A 22,511-nucleotide genomic window follows, 5' to 3' on the forward strand; every position below is an offset into this window, starting at 1 on the left:
CATGGATGTCATCTACACAATCTGGCTCAGAAACCTCAAAAGATATCTCCGGTCAAGAAGCAGGATTGTAGGGAGTCTTGGGATGCCGCTCTTCTTCCTGATAATCCTTGGTTTCGGGCTGAATTCGGTTGTGAACATCTCAGGTGTCGGGGGGAATTATGTGGACTTCCTTGTCCCCGGAATTGTGGCGATGAGTGTTTTATTTACCTCGATATTCTCCGGAGTTCAGGTGATCTGGGATAAGCAGTTTGGTTTTTTAAAGGAGACTCTTGTTGCTCCGGTCTCGCGGACAGAGATTATGCTTGGGCAGACATTCGGCGGGGCAACAACGGCGATTATACAGGGTACAATAATTCTTGTGCTCTCGCTCTTTATCGGGCTTGAAATACCTGATATTGCCGGGCTGTTTATCGCATTCGGATTCATGGCACTGGTCGGAATAGGCTTCACCTCCCTTGGGATTGCAATTGCATCAAGGATGGAGGATATGAACGGTTTTCAGCTTATTATGAGCTTTATAATCTTTCCGATATTCGGACTTTCAGGGGCTATGTTTCCGATAGAGAGCCTCCCCCCGGCTTTTAAGACACTGACGCTCTTTGACCCGCTGACATATGGTGTTGAGGGGATTAGGTATGGCCTTAACGGAGTGTCACAGATAAATCCTTTGGTATGCCTTGCAGTCCTGCTCGGATTTTCAGGTGCAATGATAATTCTGGGAGCATTTCTCTTCCGGAAAACAAAAATATAATTCTTTTCCGGATAGTTCTAAAAAATTTTTCTTTTAAAAGAGGGTTTTTTGGGGGTAAAATCCTCAGTATTTTTCCCTGTGCTGCATAAGAATAAATCCTGCAGATGCCAGAAGAAGAACAAAAAGTCCAAAGCCGGGGCTTGCTGTCGGGAGGGGTGCATCCTTTCTGTCCGTTTTTTCTGTGATTATCACGTCTGTTTCTGTCTTTTCAGCTGTTATAATATCTCCTGCGGGTTTATCAAAGGCTATTGCAAAGGATGAAAGTGACGGTGTTTCTGCACTGTAGAGTTCATTGCCGTCCTTTTCACCCGTTTTTACGGTTGGGAGACTTACCCACTTTCCGTCTGTGTAATGCAGGAGGACAGTTTTCTTACCGGAAACGAGGTTTTGGGGAACTGAAAATTTGATACTTGCAGATGATACATCTGAGGGATCGGCTTTATAGAGTTCAAAGGTCAGGTAGCGATAGACCTCCAGTTCCGGCTCATTCTGTACACCGGGAGGAACCGTGCTCCTTGTATTCACTGTCAGGAGTACTGATGAGAGATCTCTGTTAAAGTTAATATCAGCCTCATAAACAGGCCCGTCCTTAACTGTAAATGCCGCCGGAACTCCTGCTTTTACACTTCCGGATGAGGAAGCAACAGTATCCCCGCCGCTTCCTCCTCCGCCTGATGAGGACGAAGATCCGCCGGACGGCCCTGGTGCAGGTGAAGGCACCGCCGATACGGCCACCATTGCAAATGCCGAGAACCCGTCAGGCGATATGGCCTCAAAGATCATATTGCCCTTTCCGTCTGTGCCGATATAGGTCGTTTCAAGGAACTGGCAGGTTCCGTTGTCTGCCTCCCTTATTACCCTTATGGCATCCTTTCCGCCGTTTGCATTAACCCATGCCTCTCCGGCAGTAAACCGCAGGACTGCATTGGATATGGTGTCATTTGCTGTCAGGTTTGTTTTGGTGATATAGACAGAATATGCTGTTGAATCAATATTAAGGCCATTCTTAGAGGCAGTCAGGCTGAACTGTGTGGCTGCATGATCACTTGGCTTTTCATAAAGTGATGTCTCAATGACGGCATCCGGGTTGTACCTCGGCATAGAGGCATTGAACGAGAATGAGGCATTGCCTACATTTCCGCCGATATCAGAAGTCAGGGGATCACTGCTCAGGTTTACGCCCGTAACATTGCCCGAGTACATCCCGCTTGTATTTGTAAGCCCGTCTGTGGTGATTGTGACATTAATCCCGTTATTTCTGAGGATGATATTGTCCCCCGATATCTCTCCGCCTGAACTTTCAGATGAATTGAAACTGACCTGCTGTTTTCCTCCGATTTCAGAGACTTTTGTCCCGTTGTCCTTTAAGGTCATGTTCTCAGTCTTCTTTGGCGGCTCAGGTGGTACATCCCTGACGGTTATGTAATCCATAACTGTTTTTGTATCACTTCCAAGCGGATTTGTGACTTTCAGACTTACTGTAAATGTTCCTATGCTGTTGTATGTGTAAACCGGATTTTTTTCTTCTGAAGTGCTGCCGTCACCAAATGTCCATAACCATATCTGTGCATTTTCTGATTTGTCAGTAAATCTTACCTGAAGCGGGACAGTGCCTTCTGTCGGTTCTGCTGTGAAATCTGCGACTGGAAGGTCTTTTCCGGACCACATCGGTGCAAATACTGAAAATTCAGTGATATTATCAGCATAAACATAACGCTCTGCCGTATTCACACCGTTTGGCTGTGGCACCTGCTGCCATCCGGTGCCTTCATTTCTCCATACCGAGAGAAGTGCCGGATCCTTTCCACCGAGGTCTTCATCAGTATAGTCAAATGAAAGCCATGCTTCAGCTGAACTTCCGGTGGAGAGATTCAGGTAATGGCCGATGTTATAGAGTCCGTCCCCGTCCGGCGGAATATCTGTCGTGTCTGAAACCGTGAGATCACCTGCTGCACGGAGTTCGTGAATATTTGCATTATTTCCAAGTGCTGTTGATTCGATGACATTTGAGTATTCTGAATCCTTAAATATTACAAATGATGAGGTATTTTCGGGATTTATTGCACCTGCTGTGCAGTCTTTAATCGTCAGATCTATGGCGTCATTATTCGGTTGGAAATATTGAATTTTGATAGCCATTTTTCAGCTGAACGTCCACCTTCAAGCAAGTTTATGAATTCTTCCAAATACTCCAATCTCTTACTGTCAGAATGTACAATTTCTTTATGTGCATATGGCCTCACCAGTTCACTTGCACTGCTGATCTCTTCAGCTGTAATATCCTGTATCTCTCGAATAAAATCTTTTATGTCATAGAGAATTTCTCTCACATAAGTTTCATTCTCAAGGTTTGAGAAAATGGCCATTAGTGCACCATATTGTGCCATTTCGTTTGTAGTTCTATTTCTTCCGGTTCGTCTTCGTATGTGCATTCTACTCCACCTATGGCCGCGTTCTTCAATATTATTATCTCTCATAATGTCAACTACATTACCAAATGTGTCTTTTACTTCCACAAAAAGTTCATCCATGTGTTTTCTGCAGTTGTTTGTTATTTGCCTTGCTCCGCGGAGTAATTCGCCCCCTTTGGTTACTCCATCTATGTCAATGGCATTCAGAATGATCTCAAAATCGTCTCTCATATTTTGAGCATTTGTGGTTATCATATCACTTCCATTTTGACTTAAGTGCCTGCCAACCCTTAAAGTAATCCTCACTTTCTCAAACCATTCCCATATCTTTTGAATTTTAGAATATTGGGAGTTTATGCCTGCATTGTTTGTGATATCATCTAATTTTTCAGAAAACTCCTTAATTTCACATACGTTAACTTTATGGGCCATATTCCATTCTAATATTTTGTGGGCCATTATTTGGACATCTAAAATTCTATTCATTATTTCAAAGTAGGGTAAACCAAATGGGTAATTTGAACTCCTTTCACGGCAGATAAGAAGATGCTCTATAGCAAGAATAATCCATTTTTGCTCTGCGAAGAATATATCTTTTTCAGAACCATGATGTTTTATTGCACTGAGGTCCCCTTTCATTTTCTTGATTTGACTTAGGATCCTCATTTTCACAATATCTTTGCGAAAAGTAGAGTATCTGGTTTTAAAAATGGTTTTACCAAGATTTTTAACGAAGTGATACTGACAAATTTGGTGCTTTACGTCAGGAAAAATCTCAAATGCTGCATCTCGAATCTGCTTGCTCATATCTCTAACAATGACTATTGGGTCCCCCAATAGTGATTTTAAGTTATTCAGGAAGATTTTAACATATTTTTTGCTCTCTGTTGGTATAATTTGGGCATCCATTGTAATTCCTGTATCCCCGTCCTTTGCCATAAAAACAATTTCATTTCCTGCTTCTCCGGTCCCATCCAGGTGAAGCTTTGCGCCACCTTCTCTCTCAAAAAAGGACTTCATTTGAGGCATATGTCTTTTGTGCAGAGCATAGAACCTTAACAAAAGCTCTTTAGACAGATTAGATATTTCACCAGTTGAAATACTAATTCCTCGAGATAAAAGAATGGTTCTTATTTCATCTCTTTGGAAATCAAAAAGAAATCGCAATAAACCAACAGCAACCATTATTTTAGTATCAAAGTTGCGTCCGGCAGGGCATATTTGATTGAAAATTGAGATTAATGGTTCATTACACGCACCATGTTCTTTACAGTATTTATAAACTATATTAAACCTGATCTCTCCCGATAATGTTTTAACTATTCTTTTAGCTGCTTTTTGGACGTAGAGTCTTTTTTTACAGACTGGGCATCTGTTATGGATTTTTTTGAGTTCTTTGGGTGGGAAAGGGAAATAGAGTACGTTTTTTTTCCAAAGTCGTAGGTAATACCTACACTCTTAAGGGATTCACGCGAGACAGGGTGTCCCATATTTTCCAACATATCTAATACCTCATTTGGAGTTAATTCTCTTTCAGTTAGTTGATTGGCTAAAAAAGAAAAATGGTCTTTATCTATAGTAAAATTATTTGGAAAAGATGGATCAGTCCCTAAAGGTCGGATGTATCGCTGGACAACTTTTCCATCAATTCGAACAGATTCAACTTCAGCAAAGTAGGTCTTAACATCTCCATTTTTGTTGTGACGAGTGTATTTCCGTATGTATGACACCCATAGTGATATATATCACCACATATATGAAACCATTGATTTAGAATTGAAAGTCAGATCAAAATTTAAAAGGAATGTAGGCTGTTTTGAGAGGGATTTAGGGAGTTATAAATCCAACTCTATTTTGACGCCATAGCGTCAGATGCTTAGCCCCCTCTATCCGGAAAGCCGTTGCATTTTCTGCAGCATATATTCCGCTTACAGAACATTTTCTGATTATATTTCCTGTGCTGTTTACTCCGTTAAAGACGGCCGATGCACCGCCGGCAGCACCCCTGAAGTCAGTGAATGTCGAGTTTCTGATAAGATTGTCTGATGCGAAAAGCCTTGCACCGTCAGCACGGGATGCCTCAAACCCGGAGAATGTGCAGGTGTCAAATGTATTATGATCTGCCGCCCCTTCGATTATAAGCCCTGTAACTGCATAGCCGACAGATTTTAGATCAGATACTGTGCAGCGTGTGAATGTATTGCTGTCCGAATCTTTAAGATCGATACCGACAAGTTCTGAGCCGCCTGCATCTTTGCCGGATATTACAGTGCCCGTGAAGGTGTTTGTATCTGAATCCTCACATGCGATTCCAAGCGGAGAACCGGTTACCGAATTGCCGGTGAAGGTACATTCCTCTGTCTTTTCAAGTACAATGCCGGGCCCGGAGGTCTCTGTTACAGAGTTCTCTTTGATTGTATCGGATTCGCTGTCATAAAGATAAAAGCCAAGTCTGCCTCCGGTAACTGTATTGCCGGTAATTTCATTGTTTTTACCATAATTATCAGTGACCCCGTAATCAGCACAGTCTTTGAGTGTATTCCCGGAGATAAATGCATTCTGTGCTTTCTCAAGCCCGACTCCAACTGCCCCTGAGAGGGTGCAGTCAATGACAATGCAGTCGTCCGAACTGTTGATATAGACTGCGCCGTGATCATTTCCGGTTATTGTGCAGTCTGTAATCTTGCAGTTTGTGCATTTTTCAGGCGACTGATAATTATCGGCGGCGATAACTGCACCGAAGAAGTTTCCTTCGATACGTGAATTGGTAACCTTTGAATTGTCACAGGCAACCATTTTAACTCCCTGTGAACCCGTTGCTCCTGTAATCACAAAACCGTCAATCTCGACATCGTCTGAATACCTCACAAGCACTGTTGGTTCATACGGGTCAAGGGCAGTAAGCGTAACTGATGCCGGAGTTCCGGATGATGCCTTCAGTTTAACTTCATCATCAATATAAATATTTTCCTCTGTTCCGCTGTAGCCTTCATCAACAGTTATCGTATCTCCTGACTGGAAATCAAAGTCGTCAAGTGCCTCTGTGATTGTTTCATAATCTCTTGGTATTCTGAGGTTGTGAACCGAAAGTCCGCCAAGAGGGGCGAATATACAGAGTTTCTCAACCTCAACCCCGATCTCGTGTTTATTGAGGTCATGCCAGCGTGTCCCGTTCCATGAGTCCCACATTTCATTGCCGGCATCCCAGGCAGTACCGTTGTATTTCCATACGGAAAGGGTGCTCTCCTCCAGATCTTTTACGTCATCTGCTGTATAGTGGAAAGTCAGGTTCATCTGAACGTCAGTCTGCCCCCCTTCGCCCACTATCTCAAGCCATTTGCCGATTGAGCTTTTTGTGGTCTGATAATCCGGGGGTGAAGGTGTATCAGGCGGGTCTTCCACCCCTCTGATATAGACCGGTTCATTCGGGTCCGTCAGAGTGAATGTTGTTGGATATTTATTCCCTATGGTATTCTCTTCAAGAAGGAGTGTATCCTGCAGTTCACCTGTGGAGGTCTTCAGGTAGATGTCACATCCCTCATCGTATGACAGGTTTCCATTTAACAGGTTTCCGGAAAATGTCGTTGCCTCACAGTCCTCTATCTCAATTCCGGTATATGAATACCCTGAGAAGGAATTCCCTGCAACAATTATGTTTATTAGAGGATCCCGGAAGATACCTCCTATATTTGTGACATTAAATATATTTGCGTTTACAACAGTTCCGTTTGAATTTTCAACAGAGATACCGTTTTTAACCTCTGCGATATTGTTGCCGCTTACAATAGCACTGTCGGCATCACGAATTACAATGCCGTAAGTCTTATTTACAATGTTATTCTCCTCAAAGGTGACATTGTCTGCATAATAGCAGCTAATACCATAGAGTCCTCCGTCAATGATATTTCTCCGGACGGATACCTCAGCTTTACCTTTATATTTGGATTCCCATGACCCTTTTTCTGCCTTCTCTATACAGACTGAGGATGATTTTGTGTTTTTTATGGTGTTGTCTTCTATGACAATGCCGTCATCAGCATACTTGGCATATATTCCGGTATTGCTGCCACTGTCTTCAATCAGGTTATTCCTGACAGCTACATCTCCTGTATGGTGAAGATAAATAACGCTGGTATGAGTATTCCCTGCAAGGGACGGATTTGTAAATGTATTACTCTCTATGGTTCCGTTGTAGGAGTCATAGAAATATATGCCCCATTCACCCCAGTTGTCATAAAATTCATTGTTGCGTATTGTCAGGTTTTCCCTGTATGATGTGTCAATACCGTTTCTGCAGTCCTGGATAATATTTTCCTCAACCACACTGTTTGCAGCTGAAATATCCATCCCGTCCGGACTTTTATCATCATCATGGATTCCGGTTATTGTATTACCCGAAACAACAAGGAAACCCCCGTCTTCATCCGAACTGACAGACATTGCATAATTGTTAACAGGATAGAGGCAGTTTTCCACAATTGAGGAATAGTTGCCGTGGAAGTTTAATCCTCCACCGCTGATATTTTCAAAGGAGTTTCCTCTTATATCCGCATGTTCAGAGTTTCCGATATTATATAACATCCAGCCTGAACAGTCATCAATCCTGTTGTCAGTTATGCTCCATCCGGAAACAGGTGCACGTGTGAAGATACCATATTCACCTCCGGTTATGGTGTTGGACTCTATGTTATAATTCTTCATGACATTATCTGAAGAAACAATTGCGTATATACCGCAATCATCTGCATCAGCTATAGTATTTCCATAGATATCGATGTCATTTATGCAGTCTGAAAGATGAATGCCTCTTCCTGACTCATCCCAGTTACTGGCATTATTGATGTTATTTGAGGAAATGCTGGTTGTATTTCCGGAGGCATAAATAGCATATCCCCGAACATCACGGAGGTTGTTATCCTTTATTGTATTATTATCTCCGGTTGCGTAGATCTTTGTCCACTGCCCTTCGCATCTCTCAATAATACCATTATCTCCCTGGAGATGAATTTCGGCATTGCATTTAGAAATCCGGTTGTCATCACCATAGAGCCAAAACCGGTTTTCTCCGTAATTTGCCCATGGGATCTGCACACCTGATGCGGTTATTCCCCCGCCTCTTACAGCCAGTTTTTTGCCGGATGATACATCATCAAGTGATGCTCCCGGTGCGGTTACATCTATCTCAACTTTGTCAAAGTCAGTATCGGAGATCTCAAGTTCACCAGTACCTGATATTTTATCAATACTGTCTCCGGCGGAGATGGTGCACCCGGAAATATCAAGCGAATTTCCTCCAAGACTGACATCGCCGCCAAGACTGAAGGTCTCACCTGTCCAGGTATCACTCCCAAGTTTAATTGTACCTCTCGGATGCCCGACATCGGCAGTCTTTGTTGTCGAGAAATCCCCTCCGGAATCAGCGGAATATCTTACCTGATAGTTATGACTTCCGGCAGGGACGTTGATGTTTCTGACAGATGTTTTTTCATAATCTGTTATCGTAATTATGACAGCACCGTCACGGACAACCTCGTAGTACTTAAACCCTTCAACACCGGAAGGTTTGTACCATGAAAGATCCACTTTGTCAAGGCCCACATAGTCCACATTAAAATTAAATCCAAATGCACATGCGGGCGATATAACAGCCATTGCCAGCAAAATGACTGTTATAAATAATTTTTTCCCAGTATTAAGCCCCATAAATATGACTCCTCTCTCTTTAGATGGTCATATTTTTAATTTCTCATATGTGCTATATATCATTATTGTAGTGCGGTTATGCACCGGAATTATGACTTTTCCTACCGGAGAACTGTCAGTCTTCTTAAGCCGGCAGCGTTTACTTCCACATGCCTCTTTGTTATAAAAAAGTTAAATTTTCCCTGAATTACAGGAAGGGCACCTTTCCGGTGAAGTACCATGCAATCCTTGCTGCATCGCCTACATCGACCTTTCCGTCCCCGTTGAAGTCAGCCTCAGGGTCTTCAGGCTCTTTTCCGGCAACCATATATGCAACCTTTGAGACATCACCTATATCCACAAATCCATTGCCGTTGAAATCTCCCAGTGGCCTGATTTTAAATCCGTCTTTTAATAATGCAGATTTTCCGTCATAATTTGTTACAATGACTGAACAGAATCCTGCTTCTGCATCATGCAGGCCGATTGTGCAGTTTATCAATGTCGGTGAGAATACTGTGACATTTGTTGCAGTTATGTCGGGCATTCCTTCTCCGGTTAAGGTCACTTTTGCATCTTCAATAAATCCGGTACCATTAATTGCTGCTCTTATTAGCGTGCCATTGCTGTACCCAAAATCAGGTGAGATTTTAGAGACTGTCGGTGGCAGGTTCTCAACTGTGATGTAGTTATTTTTTGTTCTCGTGTTGCTGCCGTCGTCTTTTGTGATCGTAAGGCTGACGGTATAATTTCCTCCTGTGAGGTATGTATGGCCTGGATTCTCTTCATCACCTGTGCCGCCGTCCCCGAATGACCATGACCATTCCTCAGGTCCTCCAACCGAGAGGTCAGTGAACTGTACTGTAAGGGGGGCTGTTCCTTCTGTAAGATTGGCTGTAAAATCAGCACTGAGTGGTTCGGCGAGCGGTGCAAAGATACTGAATTCATTTGTATCTGCATAGACGAAATGGTTGACAGTATCGACCCCGTTCTCACCGGAAACGCGGGTCCAGTCATCATTATGCCGCCATATACGGAGTGATGACGGGTTTGTGCCATTCAGGTCTGCCGTTGTATAATATATCCTGGCAGAGACTTCCGAAGGGGTTGTATTGCTGATCTCAAGGAATTTCCCGATCTCCTGCATATCTTCCGGAGGTGAGGGCGGGGATTTCACAGCCCGGATATGGACTGAGCCGTCTGCTGTCAGGTTGAAGAGAACCGGAAATTCATCTCCCACTTTAATAAAGCCAAGTTCTGCCTCTTCACATGACATAAGGGAGATGGCTGAACTCTCCCCGCTGCCGGAGATTTCTGTGATGGTGAGGTTTTCAAAGACTGCTCCGGAACTTCCGTTGATCTGAATGCCAAAAACCTCCCCGCCGGATGAGTTGATCTCATCGAATGCCGACTGCCTGATAACGGCGGAATTTGTTCTGTCTCCTGCAATTCCTGTCACATTTCCTGCTGATTCAATGTCGTGAATATCAGCCCGGTAAATGAGGCTGTTTCCTGATCCCGGCCTTAGGGAAATTCCTGTTACTCCGCCTGCACCGCCGGAAATATTTGCAAAAGTCAGGTTATTAATGGTAGTTCCCTGAGAACCCGGACTGACAAAAGTTCCTGTTATTGCGTGAGCAGTAATATCACTGAATACTGAGTCGTAGATGGCCGTTCCTGCTGAGGAATCTGAGATCTCCACGCCTGTCATACCATAATTCCCGGAATCTGCGTTTCCAAATGATATTCGGGTCAGTTCAGCATGATCTGATGATTTAATACTGAATCCTGTTGCTGCAGCATCCTCAGCCGCACCGCTGACATGGCAGTCCGTTATGTCAGTTCTGTCAGAATTCTCCAGGGAGAATCCCGTTGAAGAGTCATAGATCATATTTCCGGTTAAGACGGAATCAGAAGAGTCCTCAATCATCATAGCGGGATTTCCACCTGTTACTGTGTTATCCGCAATTATGGATCCCTCACTTTTAAGCACCCAGACGGCAAGTTCGGGGCAGTCCTCAAAGGAGCTTTCTGAAACCTTACATTCAGATCCCTCTTCTATGGCGACACCGAACTTTGGATCGGATACAGTGCATCCGCTGACGGTATTTTTATCTGACTGATAGATCACTACCCCTCCCGCACTGTTACCTGTGACTGTACTGTCAGCAAGTGTGCAGTTTTCAGTGGTGGCCGAGTATAAACCGGAGTAATCCTCAAATATTATGCCCTGCCTGTTATCACGTATAATGCTCTCAGTTAACCGCGAATTCTTTGATCCGTGGAAGTTAAGCCCGTATGAACCGGTTGCACCCTCAAGTATGAAACCTGAGATCAGGACATCGTCACGCAGCAGATCAATGACCGGCTTTGATGTGTCATCTGCGGTAACTGTCACATCTCCGGGCAGTCCTGATGATGCTATCAGCTTAATACCTTCATAGAGTATCATGAGATTCTCCTTCCCTGAGTACCCTGAATCTACTGCAATTGTATCTCCTGTTGAGATATCATAGTCATCTAAAGCCTCGGTTATTGTCTCATAATCTTTCTCAAGCCTGAGGTTGTGCACCGGAAGGCTGCCAAGTGCGGCAAAGATTACCGGATCTGCTGAGTATGACGGAAGGGCAGCCACATGAACGCCGACTTCATGGTTGGTTGTGTCAAGCCATCTGCTTGCATTCCACACAGGATCACCCGGACCGCCGTCCCAGTAGCTGTTGTTATACCGCCATACAGAAAGGCTCTCCTCATCAATACCTGTAAGTTCTTCCGGACTGTAATGGAATGTTAAGTTAAACCCAAAGGGATCACTTCTGAAGCTGCTGAAGGTATTAATGTCGATCCATGCTCCTGCTGATGCTTTGTTAAACGGATAATCGGGAGATTTCGGAGGCGCAGGCGGATTTTTGACAGGCTTTATGACAAGCCCGCTGCTGCTCTCCTTAAGGGAGAAGGTGGTCTTATTCACCATATCTCCGATTGTATTCATCTCGATCTCAAAGGAGTTCTCATTATAGGTCTCAGCATATATCGCAGCCGGATTTCCTGTTTCCCCATGCAGTATTGTATTGTTCCTGAGGATGGTTTCAGACGGGTTGTACAGGTAAATCCCCTTTCCGGAATAATTCAGGAGGGTGTTTCCGGTGGCAAGATCACCTGTCCCCCTGAGCCTGACAGCCTCTGAACCGTTGATTATTAAGTTATCCGAAATTATGCTCTCCTTTGTATATGGCCACAGATCTATTCCGTAATAGCAGTCTGTGATATTGTTTCCGGAGATCCATGAACCATAAATCCGGTCGATATAAACTCCGCTTCCGCCTGATGCACTCATTCCGGCGAAGGTGTTGTTGAGGATCTGCATATCTGTATAGCCTGCATTCGTGGTTGGATCTCCGCCTGAAACTTCCCCTGCATATATGCCTGCTGTTGTTACATTTGTGACTGTATTTTCAGAAAAGACCGTCCCGTTTTTGACCTTTGTTATGTAAAATCCGTTGTCCCCCGTATCTATCAGGTTTTTTGAGAATACATTCCCGCCGCAGTTTGTTGAATATACAATTCCCCTTGCCCAGGTCTTCTGGGTTGTGTTTATGATTGTATTGCCCTCAAAGAGCGAGTTCTCGGCCGAAAAGTTGACCACGTGATGATAGAGGGTGCTTCCGGATATGCCGTCAAGGATATTTCCGGTGACATTGTGATTATTCCCGATTATATCAAGCCCGGAGAAGTAATTGCTCACAGTGTTGTTTAAGAGATCTCCATCCATGCCGTCAAGGCGTATGCCGTACTGAAGCCCCCTGTCCTCAACACCGGTATAGCCGGAGATCCGGTTATCACTAATGAGGGCTTCATCTCCGTAAACAGCCATAGCGGCTTCAGCACCATATAGCCCTGAAGCTCCCTTTATCTCTGATATACTGTTGTTTTTCACCTCAAAGCTGTCACCTGAAAGACGAAGTGCACAGATGAAACCTGAGAGGTTATTCTCTTCGATATAGCCGTTATTTCCGGTTATGTACATGCCGTACGTGCCGGAATTATCTTTTGAACTGTGAATGTCATTTCTGTTAATCTCGAAGAATGAGGTGTCTGCCGGATACGACGAACCCATGCCGAAGTCAATGCCGTAATAAGTGGTATTCCGGACTGAGTTCCCGCTTACAGTGAGCAGTTCATTGTCGGATAAGATGCCGATTCCGGCACCGTCAACTCCGTCAATGCGGTTGCCGGATACTGTTATGTTCTCAAGAGGAGATTTGTTTGCCTCCCCTATCCTGATGCCATCACCCCAGCCTGCCCATGCGGTTACATTGATGATAGTATTATTCCTGATAATACTGCCTGATCCCTCCTTTAGCCAGATGCCGTATCTTTCGTCATATAGAGAGTGGCCGATATTTTTAAGGATGTTATCCTCAATGACTGCATCTCTTCCTGTAACCGTTATTGCTGCGGCCCCTTCACCTGTGCACCCCTTTACGTGTGTTTGGTTTCCTTTTACATCAGCCATTCCTGAAAATGAGATGACATAAGCACGGTCGCCGTTGACAAAGAGATTCCCTTCACATTCATTTATCAGGCTGTCATTTCCTTCGATAATAATCGTGCCTTTGCCTGAATGAACCTGATTGTTCTCACCTGTTAGTTCTAATGAGGAAGAGGTTGTGACATTTGATATCAGCAGACTGCTGTCGGCAACCTCAATAGAACTGTCCGATACGACATTTCCGGTGGTTATCAGCGCCCGTTCATCATTAATTGGGGTTAAATCAAGAGATACATAGCTGAACCGGACATTATCCAGGGTGAGGCTGGTAGCTCCGAGGATCTTTTTTGAGTATAATTCCGGGGAGTAAACACGGGTATCCTTTATCTCAAGCCTGTTCCCGTTCGGATTCAGATCGCCCGTAAGCTGCACCTCTCCGCCGGCTTTATTCCAGATATCATCGGTCTGCATAGTTCCGTAAACCAGGTTCCCAAAGCTTACCGGAGTTACATACAGTAATACATTATTAAATCCTGTGGTGTTTCTCGCATAGATGTAATAAGTATAATCCATCCCCGAACCGCCGGGGACGTTTTTATCTGTAATCGAACACCCGGTTCCGGTGGCAATTGTAACTCCGCCCCTGACCACATTATATCCACCGTAAAATGGTGTTCCTCTCATCGGGCTTGTATTCTCCCATGCCAGTGATACGGTCTCAACACCGAGATATACTGTATTCGCAGCCGGATACTCACCCGGTTTTGGTGTTGGAGTCGGAGATGGTGTAGGCGTTGCTGTTGGTGTCACAGTCGGAGTTGCAGTTGGCGTGGGCGTTGGCTCCACTCCTGAGCCGACTGTTATCAGGCCGGTTCCTGATGAGATATTTCCTCCGTATTTATTGGAGATTGTCAGATTGACAGTGTATGTGCCGTTTGCCGTGTATGTGTACGCCGGATTTATCTCTGTGGAGATGTTCCCGTCGCCAAACGACCAGAGCCTTGTGTAATTTATTCCGGTTGAGTTGTCTGTGAAACCGACTGTAAGCGGCACATCTCCGGATGTAACATTTGCCTCAAATCCGGCTTTCAGGTACAGGGCTAAAAGAGCTTTTGAGGCGTTTATTCTTCCGCCGGTCACACATTTTCCTGAAAGTGAGGTGAGTGCGTCGGTGTTTGAGGTGATAATCTCCTTAACCTGTGCTGTGCTCAGTGAGGAGTTGAAGGCTTTGATAAGCCCGGCAAGCCCGGATACATGAGGGGCTGCCATCGAGGTGCCGTTCATGGATTTATAATCCGGAAGTATTTTTGCGACATTGGTCACTTTGAGGTCGTCAACAAAGGCATAATCCGGTGATGAGAGGTTGTTTTTTATAAAAATAAAAGCAAAGCGAATCTCTTCCGGAATGACAGAATAACCATTTGACTGGTATGAATTAAATATCTGGTCTGTATTTACTGTAACCTGCTTCCAGTTGCCTTCAGATGTGCCATGTATCTGATAAGCAAAATTATATGCATTCTTGTCTGGGCAGGATGTATAAACATTAAGGCTGTTGTTTCCGTTTAATACTGAATAATTACAGCTGAATGTAAGTTCAGGGAGCTGATAATCCGACAGCGTAAGGTTATTTCTCATAACAAGCCATGATTTTGTGTCATTTCCCGGAGGGCCGGCATATGCTGAGGAAGGGACGGTGAGATAAACAGATGTATTCAGTCCCCAAACACCGGTATAATACCAGTTACTGAAGTCAGTAAAATTTTCACTGAAAATTTCTTTTCGGTCATAATATATTTCGGTACTGTAAATATCTGTGCCTGGTGCGGCAACATCCACAGTTGCAGAGCCATAGTTTGAGAAAGAGGAGAGGCTGTTCCTGTTGTCGGTTGATGCAATGGCAATGATATTTGTGCTGTTGTAAGTGGCAGGATAATTGGGGGACGTATCGGTGTCTGCGGCACTGTTTCCCGCAGAGCAGATCACCAGGCCGGAGAAAGAGTCAATAGCATCTTTTAAAGCCTGTGAATATGACGGTGACCCCCAGGAGTTGCTTATTATACCGGCACCGTTGTTTTTTGCATAAATTATGGCTTTTATAGCATCTGAAGTCTTTCCGGAGCCATAAGGGCTCATAAATCTCAGAGGCATTATCTCTGCTGTCCACATAACCCCGGCAACACCGAGATTATTGTTCCCAACCCCGGCAATAATTCCGGCACAGTGGGTACCATGCCCGTAAACGTCATCGGGATCATTGTCATTCTGATAGAAATCCCAGCCATAGAGGTCGTCAATGTATCCGTTTCCATCAGTATCCTTACCGTCCGCTGTTTCATTCCGGTTTATCCACATATTGTCCACGAGATCAAGGTGGTGCATGTAAACACCGGAATCAATGACGGCAATTATAACGTCCTTTGATCCTGTTGTTATATCCCAGGCAGCAGGAGCGGAGATGTCAGCACCGGGAGTTCCTGCCTGTCCGTTGACAGTCTGGCCGGTATTTCTCAGGCCCCACAGACGTGAGAAATCCGGATCATTGGGTATTTTATCCGCATAGCAGTAGTAGTCCGGTTCGGCATAGAGGACATACGGGCTGCTTTCATATACATCCACTGCCTCCTGAACTGTGAGGTCTTCGGGGAGATTTATGAGTTGCATGCCGGAGATTCCGTCTTCTGAAAAGTCGTGACTGAGTGTTGTATGGTGGGCATAACTGAGGCTATTGGCAGTATCTGCCAATATTGACATGTCAGATACAACCTCCGGGCTGTAACGGACTATTATACTGTCCGGAGCATAGAGGGGGTGTCCTGTTGTATCCTCCGGAATGGACATCTGATCGTTATTTTCGATAAACAGAGGCATTTCTCCCTGTAGAAATGTCTCTCCCTCATTATCATATATCTGAGCCTGAGTGGGAACTGGTGTCTGATAAGAGGTCGGAGTATTGGTTCCAATGGCCGGTTTATCTTCTGTTTCATTGCCATCCGCAGGATGAATGACGGCAGGCGGAGGTATTTCTCCGGAAGAATTATTCAGCGTTACATTCCCGGGCATTTCCGTGGAGATATACACTTCTTCACTCTGAGTTGCTGATGCGGCAGCACAGAAGAGAAGTATAATTAAAATAGCAAGGCAGGCAGATTTCACAGTAATCACCCCGTAATCAATAATTTCTGAGATATATACTGGTTGCTTTCCCCAAAAAAATCATTTTGCATACCTTTTGGTATAAATAATCATCAGAGATATTGATTTGTGATGAACAGGAATATATTGTCAATGTATATATAGATTTTGGCAATCCTGTTCTTTGAAAAAAAGAGCGATGAGTTTTTAAAATAATGTCTTCTTCAGATCATACCGCCAGCAATCTCATTGTCACTGTTGTCTTCGAGATAATCAGGATGTACCTCCTGTTTTGCCAGGAATGAGAAGATAACGATAATTATTGCAAGAATAAACGCCCCAAAGAAGGCGAGGTCAAATCCGGAAGATAAGACTTCCATCTTTATATTTACCGGAGCCTGTGATGTGACGTTTTGCCGGGCTGCAACAAGTGATATTCCCTGGAGGAATATCAGGTTGAATATTGCTATACCTATTGTCATAGGGGCAAATCTCTCAAGGCTTGTTAAGCTTGAGACCATCCCCTGATATTTTTTGCCGACTGAATTTAAGATCATATTTGATACCGGAGTTACCATCATTCCAAGTCCGAATCCTATCAGGATGAGACAGATTATGACATAGCCCGTTGACGTATCTGCATGCAGTTTTGTCATCAGGTAATATCCTGCAAGTATCGCAAGTGAGGCAGCTATGCAGAGAATTCTTCCTCCCGTCTTATTGTAAAGCACTCCTGCAAGAATTCCTGAGAACATCATTGCAAATGAGAGTGATGTGATTATAAACCCTGCTGATGATGAGTCAAAACCCTGCACATATTCGAGATAAAATGGCAGGAGATAATTGATTCCGGCAAAGCTCAGGAATACAAGGCACATAATCATATTAGAGTAAAGGAAGTTTTTCTTCTTAAACAGCCTCAGCTCAAGGAGAGGATCTGATGATTTTAACTCCTGGCATACGAACCAGGCGATGGAGAATACTGCAATTGCCAGAGATACCAGTATTGGAAGTGATGTCCAGCCAAGCTCCTGGCCTTCAGATACTGCAAAGAGGAGGGTTGCAAGTCCGGTGAATATGAGTGCCGCTCCGGTTCTGTCAAAGTTGTCAAGCGTTGACCCGTCACTGACGTGAGCCGGTATTGCTTTTATTCCGATTATTACAGCTACAATCCCCACCGGAACATTGATTAAGAATATCCAGTGCCATGAGAGGTACTGTGTCAGTACACCTCCTATTGTCGGGCCGAGTGCTGTTCCGAGGGCCGCAATGGTCATTATAATGCCCATTGCTTTTCCCTTCTGCTGCATCGGGATGTAGGCAGTTACCATAGCAGGCGCAATTGCGGTGATCATAGCTCCCCCTATCGCCTGAAATACCCTCGAACCAACGAGAGTCAGGAAGGAGTCCAGAATATCCGGCAGAAGAGCACAGGCAAAAGACCCTATTGTAAATATTATGAATCCGGATAAAAAAACCCTTTTAAACCCGATTACATCGGATATTTTACCAAATATGAGTACACATCCTGCCATTACAAGCAGGTATGCAGTAGCAACCCAGCTCACAGAACTTGAGGATATACCAAAAGAGCTGGATATCGTTGGGAGTGCAATATTTACTATAGTCCCGTCAAGGGATGACATAAATGCTGCAAGAGATATGGAGAAAATCAGGAGGCCATAACCTTTGCCTCCCGATATTCCGGGAGGATTTTCCATAATTATTAATTTTCTTTTTCTCTTATTAAATAAATATCTTATTTTAGTCATTTGTCCGGAATATTTTTGCGGGCCGTTATTTTGAGTTCCGGAGATTATATGGTCCCAGAAATGTCGGGCATAATTGTGTATGACAGATCCGGTTTTATCGAAGAGAAATATACCTCCCTTTATGATGACTTAAGCACAAACAGGATAGAATCCGGATATAATTATATATAAATAACCGTTATCCGGATTTATAAGTTGAGCGTAAAACCCCCTGGTCTTTAGCCCGGAGGTAATTTATATTAGGGTTAAGGAGAATCATAACCTGAAAGGCTATCTTACACCTGATTATTCTGAAACCATGAATCATGTTATCATTTAGAGTGTCTGTCAGTCAAAAACCCTTAATTTTATAATATGTAAGTACAATATTCACATTACCTGAATATGCAGTACCCTGAAAATCCCAAAATAAAATCCGGCAGTCTGCTCCTCTTCTATGCCGGAGATATCCATTGTGCAGTTCCTGTTACTGATGTGGACAATGTTATCAGAATGGTTGAGATAACTGATGAAGATGATCCCTCTGCCATAGATGGAGGAATTGCCGGAAGTTTCAGTTTTCACGGAAAGAATGTTAAAGTATATTCTCCGGCTGTCTTCTTCGGTGGCGGAATGCCGAAACCTGAACTGACAGACAAATTAATTGTGACAAATCCGGATGTGGGAAACTGTGCACTCTGGGTTAAAAGTATTGACAGAGTATGCAGTACTGATGAGTTTTTTGGCATTTCCGGAGATGAAGATAAACACAGTGCAGCATCTGAAGAAAAATCTGAGGCAGATGGCGGTTCTGAAATCCCTGTAAAGAAGTTGATCTCCGGATTTTTGGGTCTGGAAATATATGCTGCGGTATCCGGAACTGAGCCTGGTGAAGGGTCCGGAACTGGAATGAGCGGGAAATCCGGGCGAATTTCCGGCAGAGAACCTCTATCTCGATCTGAAGAGACAATCCTGCTCATTACTGATATAAAGGAGTTTATCAGTCAGGGTTTAAAAGGCAGTTTTGGGCATATATCCGGTTATATCCATAAATGGTCAGAATCCAAAAGATCTGAAATGTCCGGTGACCTGACAGAGTTGCCGGCAGCAAAGAATATAACTTCAGAGACTGAGCAGGGCATAAAAACCCCTGATTTCCTGCTGTATTCCGGTTATGAATTCCCGGACTCTCTAAAAGCGGCAGAAATACTCAGAGAGAGAAAAGAGCAGATAGAAATGCCGGAAGGGGAGGCAGAAGAGAGTGAAAAGATCGAAATTCTCCGATTTCGCCTGATGTATGCCGAATACGCAGTTGAGATGAAGTACATCAGGGAGGTTTTAATCAATGAGAGAATAACTCCCATACCCGGAATTCCGGATTTCATCATGGGCATCTTTGCACTGAGGGGTGAGATAATCTCACTTGTAAACCTCCGTGTTTTATTCAGACTTCCAAAGGCCGGAATTACCGATCTAAACCGCGTAATTATTCTCAGCAATGGTGAACTGACATTTGGAATTCTGGCAGACTACATAACTGACATAGGTTCAATTCCGGAAAAGCGGCTTAAAGTTCCGGATGAGAAGAATTCGCCGATTGATATAAAATACATTAAAGGCATTACAGATGATTCTCTCATTGTTCTTGATGCAAAAGTTCTGCTTTCAGATCCCTGCATGATCATTGATGAGGTATAATATGGCAAAGACAGTGTACTGCCATTCGCATTGATCCGTGTGGGGCCTTGCGATGATCATTTATGGGTATATCCGGAGGAGAGAGGAGCATGGAACTGATCCCCTGTTCAGAGATTCCGGTATAACCGAAACTCTTATTAAATGTCTGAATTGATTAAAATATATCATACATCTGCAAAATTTCATTTAAGAGGGCGGTTTAATGGTTCAGTTTTTTTCTAATATGAAAGTAGGTACAAAAATTCTTGTAATCTGCCTGTTTCTTGCAATAATGCCATCCCTGTCAATAGGGCTTGTTGCATACTCAAGTTCAAGCGGAGTTATCAGCGATGAGAGTGAAACTCTGCTTCAGACACAGGTTCACGATATGAAAGGGTGGACAAATGATGTGTATAAACTGACCATAAACAAGGTAAACAGTGACCTTAATGTTCTTAGGCAGAATTTCTACAGAAAAGGGACTCCTGAAATCGTTGACGGCGAAATGATACTGATCAATGATGAAGGGCAGGAATATCCAATTAATGACAATTTTGAGGTTGTCGATCTCGTCCGTGATCTTGTCGGAGGAACTGCAACAATATTTCAGGTGTACAATGACAGCTATGCTATCCGTGTATCAACAAATGTTGAGGAGAATGACGGATCAAGGGCTGTCGGTACCCGCCTCAAAGATAACGTATTTGATGTAACTGTAAAAGACGGAGAGACTTATTACGGTAAACGTGATCTCTTCGGAGTTGACTATGTTACTGCCTACGAGCCAATTAGAGATTCAGATGGTAAAATAATAGGCATTCTGTATGTAGGAACTGAGGAGGAGGAGACGCTTGACGTTGTCAAAAACAGTATCAGGGATACTGTTGTTGGCGAAAACGGCTATATGTACGTTGTTGACAGTGAAGGCAATGTGCTCATCCATCCAAACATGGAAGGAGAAAATATCGCAGATGAGGCATTCTTCCAGGAGATGATGAATAACAGGGAAGGTGGCATCACCAATGAGAATGATGACCCGAATGTCCTTGATGCCTATACATATTATGAGCCTCTTGACTGGTTCATTGTATCAAGGGCAGAACTCTCAGATTTCACAGGCCCCATTGATACTATCAGAAATACAATATTTATAGTCGTTACGGCATTTATCTGCATAGGTGCTGCCATTGCAATATTATTCGGGCGATCCATATCAGAACCGCTCCAGCAGGTGGTCGTTATGATCAAGGAGCTTAGAAACGGTCATCTCTCTGCCCGTTTAAACATCCGGCGGCAGGACGAGATCGGTATAATGGCACGGACGATGGATGAGTTTGCCGAGGATCTTCAGGTAAATATCGTTGGAAATATCAAAAAAATTGCCAAAGGGGAGTATATACAGGATTTCACAGTAAACGATGAACATGATGAGATCCGTCCGGCGCTAAAGATTATGCTCCAGTCGCTCGATCATCTGCATAATGAAACTATAAAGATGACAGATGCAGCACGTGCCGGTGATCTCTCAGTCAGGGGAGATGAAAAGGCATTCAAAGGCGGATACCGGATGATCATCGCCGGATTCAACAAAACACTGGAGTCAATTACAGAGCCGGTAAATGAGGCGATGCGTCTTGCCAGATATTATGCACAGGGTGATTTTACTGCCCGTTTTGATGAAAAAATACCCGTGGCCGGTGAATTTGTCGCGTACAGGGATGCGTTAAACACCATAGGCATTGAACTCTCACGCTTAATGAAACTCATAACAGAAGAGCTGTATGAAGGTGTGTCGGTTCTCTCTTCTGCCTCAAGTGAGATTTTAACAGTGACAACGCAGCTCTCATCCGCAAGTCTGGATACCGCAACTACAGTTAATTCAACCTCGGATATAGTTGAACTTGTCCGCAAAAAGGCTGATCTTGTCAACCGGAAGACCCAGCTGGTATCTGAAAAGGCTATGAAATCGATTCAGGTCTCATCAGACGGCCAGAAATCAGTGAGGGAAATTCTGGACGGAATGAATCAGATCCAGAGGCAGATGAACCTGATTGGTACAAATGTAATAAAACTGTCAGAGCAGAGCCAGGCAATCGGTGAGATTATTGCAACTGTCACTGACATATCTGAAAGGTCCAATCTTTTGGCGGTAAACGCTTCCATTGAGGCAGCAAAGGCTGGAGAACTTGGCAGAGGGTTTGCAGTTGTTGCACATGAGATACATGAACTTGCTGAACAGTCCAAGCAGGCAACGGCAAAGATTAGGATGATCTTAACTGACATTCAGCGTGGAGTCTCATCTACTGTGGTATCGACTGAGCAGGGCAATGAGTCGGTATCTGATGCCGTTTCGCTTACAAGCCGGGCCAGTGAGGCGATTGAGGTTTTAGCCAATTCGATTGCAGACTCTTCACAGGCATCAATTGAGAGCGCCTCATCAATTGAGGAGCAGGTTGCCGGAATGGATCAGATCTCACTTGCAATGGTCAATATACGCGATGCCGCCCAGAAGAACCTTGAGATTACAAGGCAGGCTGAAAAGACAGCAGAGGATCTGCACGAACTTGGCATACGCCTGAAGAATATCACAGAAAAATACCGTGTCTGATAAC

At 44.0% G+C, this 22,511-nt stretch carries 10 protein-coding genes and 1 pseudogene; 4 read left to right on the forward strand and 7 right to left on the reverse strand.

Annotated elements, in window-relative coordinates; genetic code table 11:
- The first annotated feature begins 1 nt into the window (after position 1).
- A complete protein-coding gene (locus L6E24_RS00295) occupies positions 2-751 on the forward strand; it encodes an ABC transporter permease (RefSeq protein ID WP_257742747.1) in 750 nt (249 codons plus the stop codon).
- A gap of 63 nt (positions 752-814) precedes the next feature.
- On the opposite strand, the gene L6E24_RS00300 is transcribed toward L6E24_RS00295, so the two are convergent.
- The 7 genes and pseudogenes from L6E24_RS00300 to L6E24_RS00325 all read right to left on the reverse strand — a co-directional run bounded on the left by L6E24_RS00300 (position 815) and on the right by L6E24_RS00325 (position 18,192).
- Entirely contained in the window at positions 815-2,890 is a 2,076-nt protein-coding gene (locus tag L6E24_RS00300) for a PGF-pre-PGF domain-containing protein (RefSeq protein ID WP_257742748.1), read from the reverse strand.
- A complete protein-coding gene (locus L6E24_RS00305) occupies positions 2,845-4,347 on the reverse strand; it encodes a transposase (protein WP_257741295.1) in 1,503 nt (500 codons plus the stop codon). The genes L6E24_RS00300 and L6E24_RS00305 overlap by 46 nt, the downstream gene beginning before the upstream one ends.
- A gap of 134 nt (positions 4,348-4,481) precedes the next feature.
- Positions 4,482-4,664, reverse strand: coding sequence for a hypothetical protein (locus L6E24_RS00310; protein ID WP_257741296.1), 183 nt, complete (start codon positions 4,662-4,664; stop codon positions 4,482-4,484).
- A gap of 156 nt (positions 4,665-4,820) precedes the next feature.
- A pseudogene (locus L6E24_RS14840) lies at positions 4,821-4,892 on the reverse strand (hypothetical protein); the annotation flags it as partial.
- Between the two features lie 97 nt (positions 4,893-4,989).
- Positions 4,990-8,865, reverse strand: a complete 3,876-nt coding sequence (locus L6E24_RS00315; RefSeq protein WP_257742749.1) for a right-handed parallel beta-helix repeat-containing protein — start codon at positions 8,863-8,865, stop codon at positions 4,990-4,992.
- 187 nt (positions 8,866-9,052) lie between these two features.
- Entirely contained in the window at positions 9,053-16,492 is a 7,440-nt protein-coding gene (locus tag L6E24_RS00320; protein WP_257742750.1) for a S8 family serine peptidase, read from the reverse strand.
- A gap of 203 nt (positions 16,493-16,695) precedes the next feature.
- A complete protein-coding gene (locus L6E24_RS00325) occupies positions 16,696-18,192 on the reverse strand; it encodes a DHA2 family efflux MFS transporter permease subunit (protein ID WP_257742751.1) in 1,497 nt (498 codons plus the stop codon).
- Between the two features lie 99 nt (positions 18,193-18,291).
- Between L6E24_RS00325 and L6E24_RS00330 the strand changes: the two genes are divergently transcribed.
- The 3 genes from L6E24_RS00330 to L6E24_RS00340 all read left to right on the forward strand — a co-directional run bounded on the left by L6E24_RS00330 (position 18,292) and on the right by L6E24_RS00340 (position 22,507).
- Positions 18,292-18,414, forward strand: coding sequence for a hypothetical protein (locus tag L6E24_RS00330; RefSeq protein ID WP_257742752.1), 123 nt, complete (start codon positions 18,292-18,294; stop codon positions 18,412-18,414).
- A 213-nt stretch (positions 18,415-18,627) separates the two neighbouring features.
- Entirely contained in the window at positions 18,628-19,920 is a 1,293-nt protein-coding gene (locus L6E24_RS00335; RefSeq protein ID WP_257742753.1) for a chemotaxis protein CheW, read from the forward strand.
- 223 nt (positions 19,921-20,143) lie between these two features.
- On the forward strand, positions 20,144-22,507 hold the full coding sequence (locus L6E24_RS00340; RefSeq protein WP_257742754.1) for a methyl-accepting chemotaxis protein: 2,364 nt from the start codon (positions 20,144-20,146) through the stop codon (positions 22,505-22,507).
- Positions 22,508-22,511 lie beyond the last annotated feature (4 nt).

Origin of the sequence: Methanoplanus endosymbiosus, from assembly GCF_024662215.1 — an archaeon.
GTDB classification, from domain to species: domain Archaea; phylum Halobacteriota; class Methanomicrobia; order Methanomicrobiales; family Methanomicrobiaceae; genus Methanoplanus; species Methanoplanus endosymbiosus.

What these genes read in the sequence shown, in the direction of transcription:
- L6E24_RS00335 (WP_257742753.1), top strand. Translation starts at nt 18,628, where the DNA reads ATGCAGTACCCTGAAAATCCCAAAATAAAATCCGGCAGTCTGCTCCTC.
- L6E24_RS00300 (WP_257742748.1), bottom strand. Translation starts at nt 2,890, where the DNA reads ATGGCTATCAAAATTCAATATTTCCAACCGAATAATGACGCCATAGAT.
- L6E24_RS00340 (WP_257742754.1), top strand. Translation starts at nt 20,144, where the DNA reads ATGAAAGTAGGTACAAAAATTCTTGTAATCTGCCTGTTTCTTGCAATA.
- L6E24_RS00310 (WP_257741296.1), bottom strand. Translation starts at nt 4,664, where the DNA reads ATGTTGGAAAATATGGGACACCCTGTCTCGCGTGAATCCCTTAAGAGT.
- L6E24_RS00325 (WP_257742751.1), bottom strand. Translation starts at nt 18,192, where the DNA reads ATGGAAAATCCTCCCGGAATATCGGGAGGCAAAGGTTATGGCCTCCTG.
- L6E24_RS00330 (WP_257742752.1), top strand. Translation starts at nt 18,292, where the DNA reads ATGGTCCCAGAAATGTCGGGCATAATTGTGTATGACAGATCCGGTTTT.
- L6E24_RS00305 (WP_257741295.1), bottom strand. Translation starts at nt 4,347, where the DNA reads ATGGTTGCTGTTGGTTTATTGCGATTTCTTTTTGATTTCCAAAGAGAT.
- L6E24_RS00315 (WP_257742749.1), bottom strand. Translation starts at nt 8,865, where the DNA reads ATGGGGCTTAATACTGGGAAAAAATTATTTATAACAGTCATTTTGCTG.
- L6E24_RS00295 (WP_257742747.1), top strand. Translation starts at nt 2, where the DNA reads ATGGATGTCATCTACACAATCTGGCTCAGAAACCTCAAAAGATATCTC.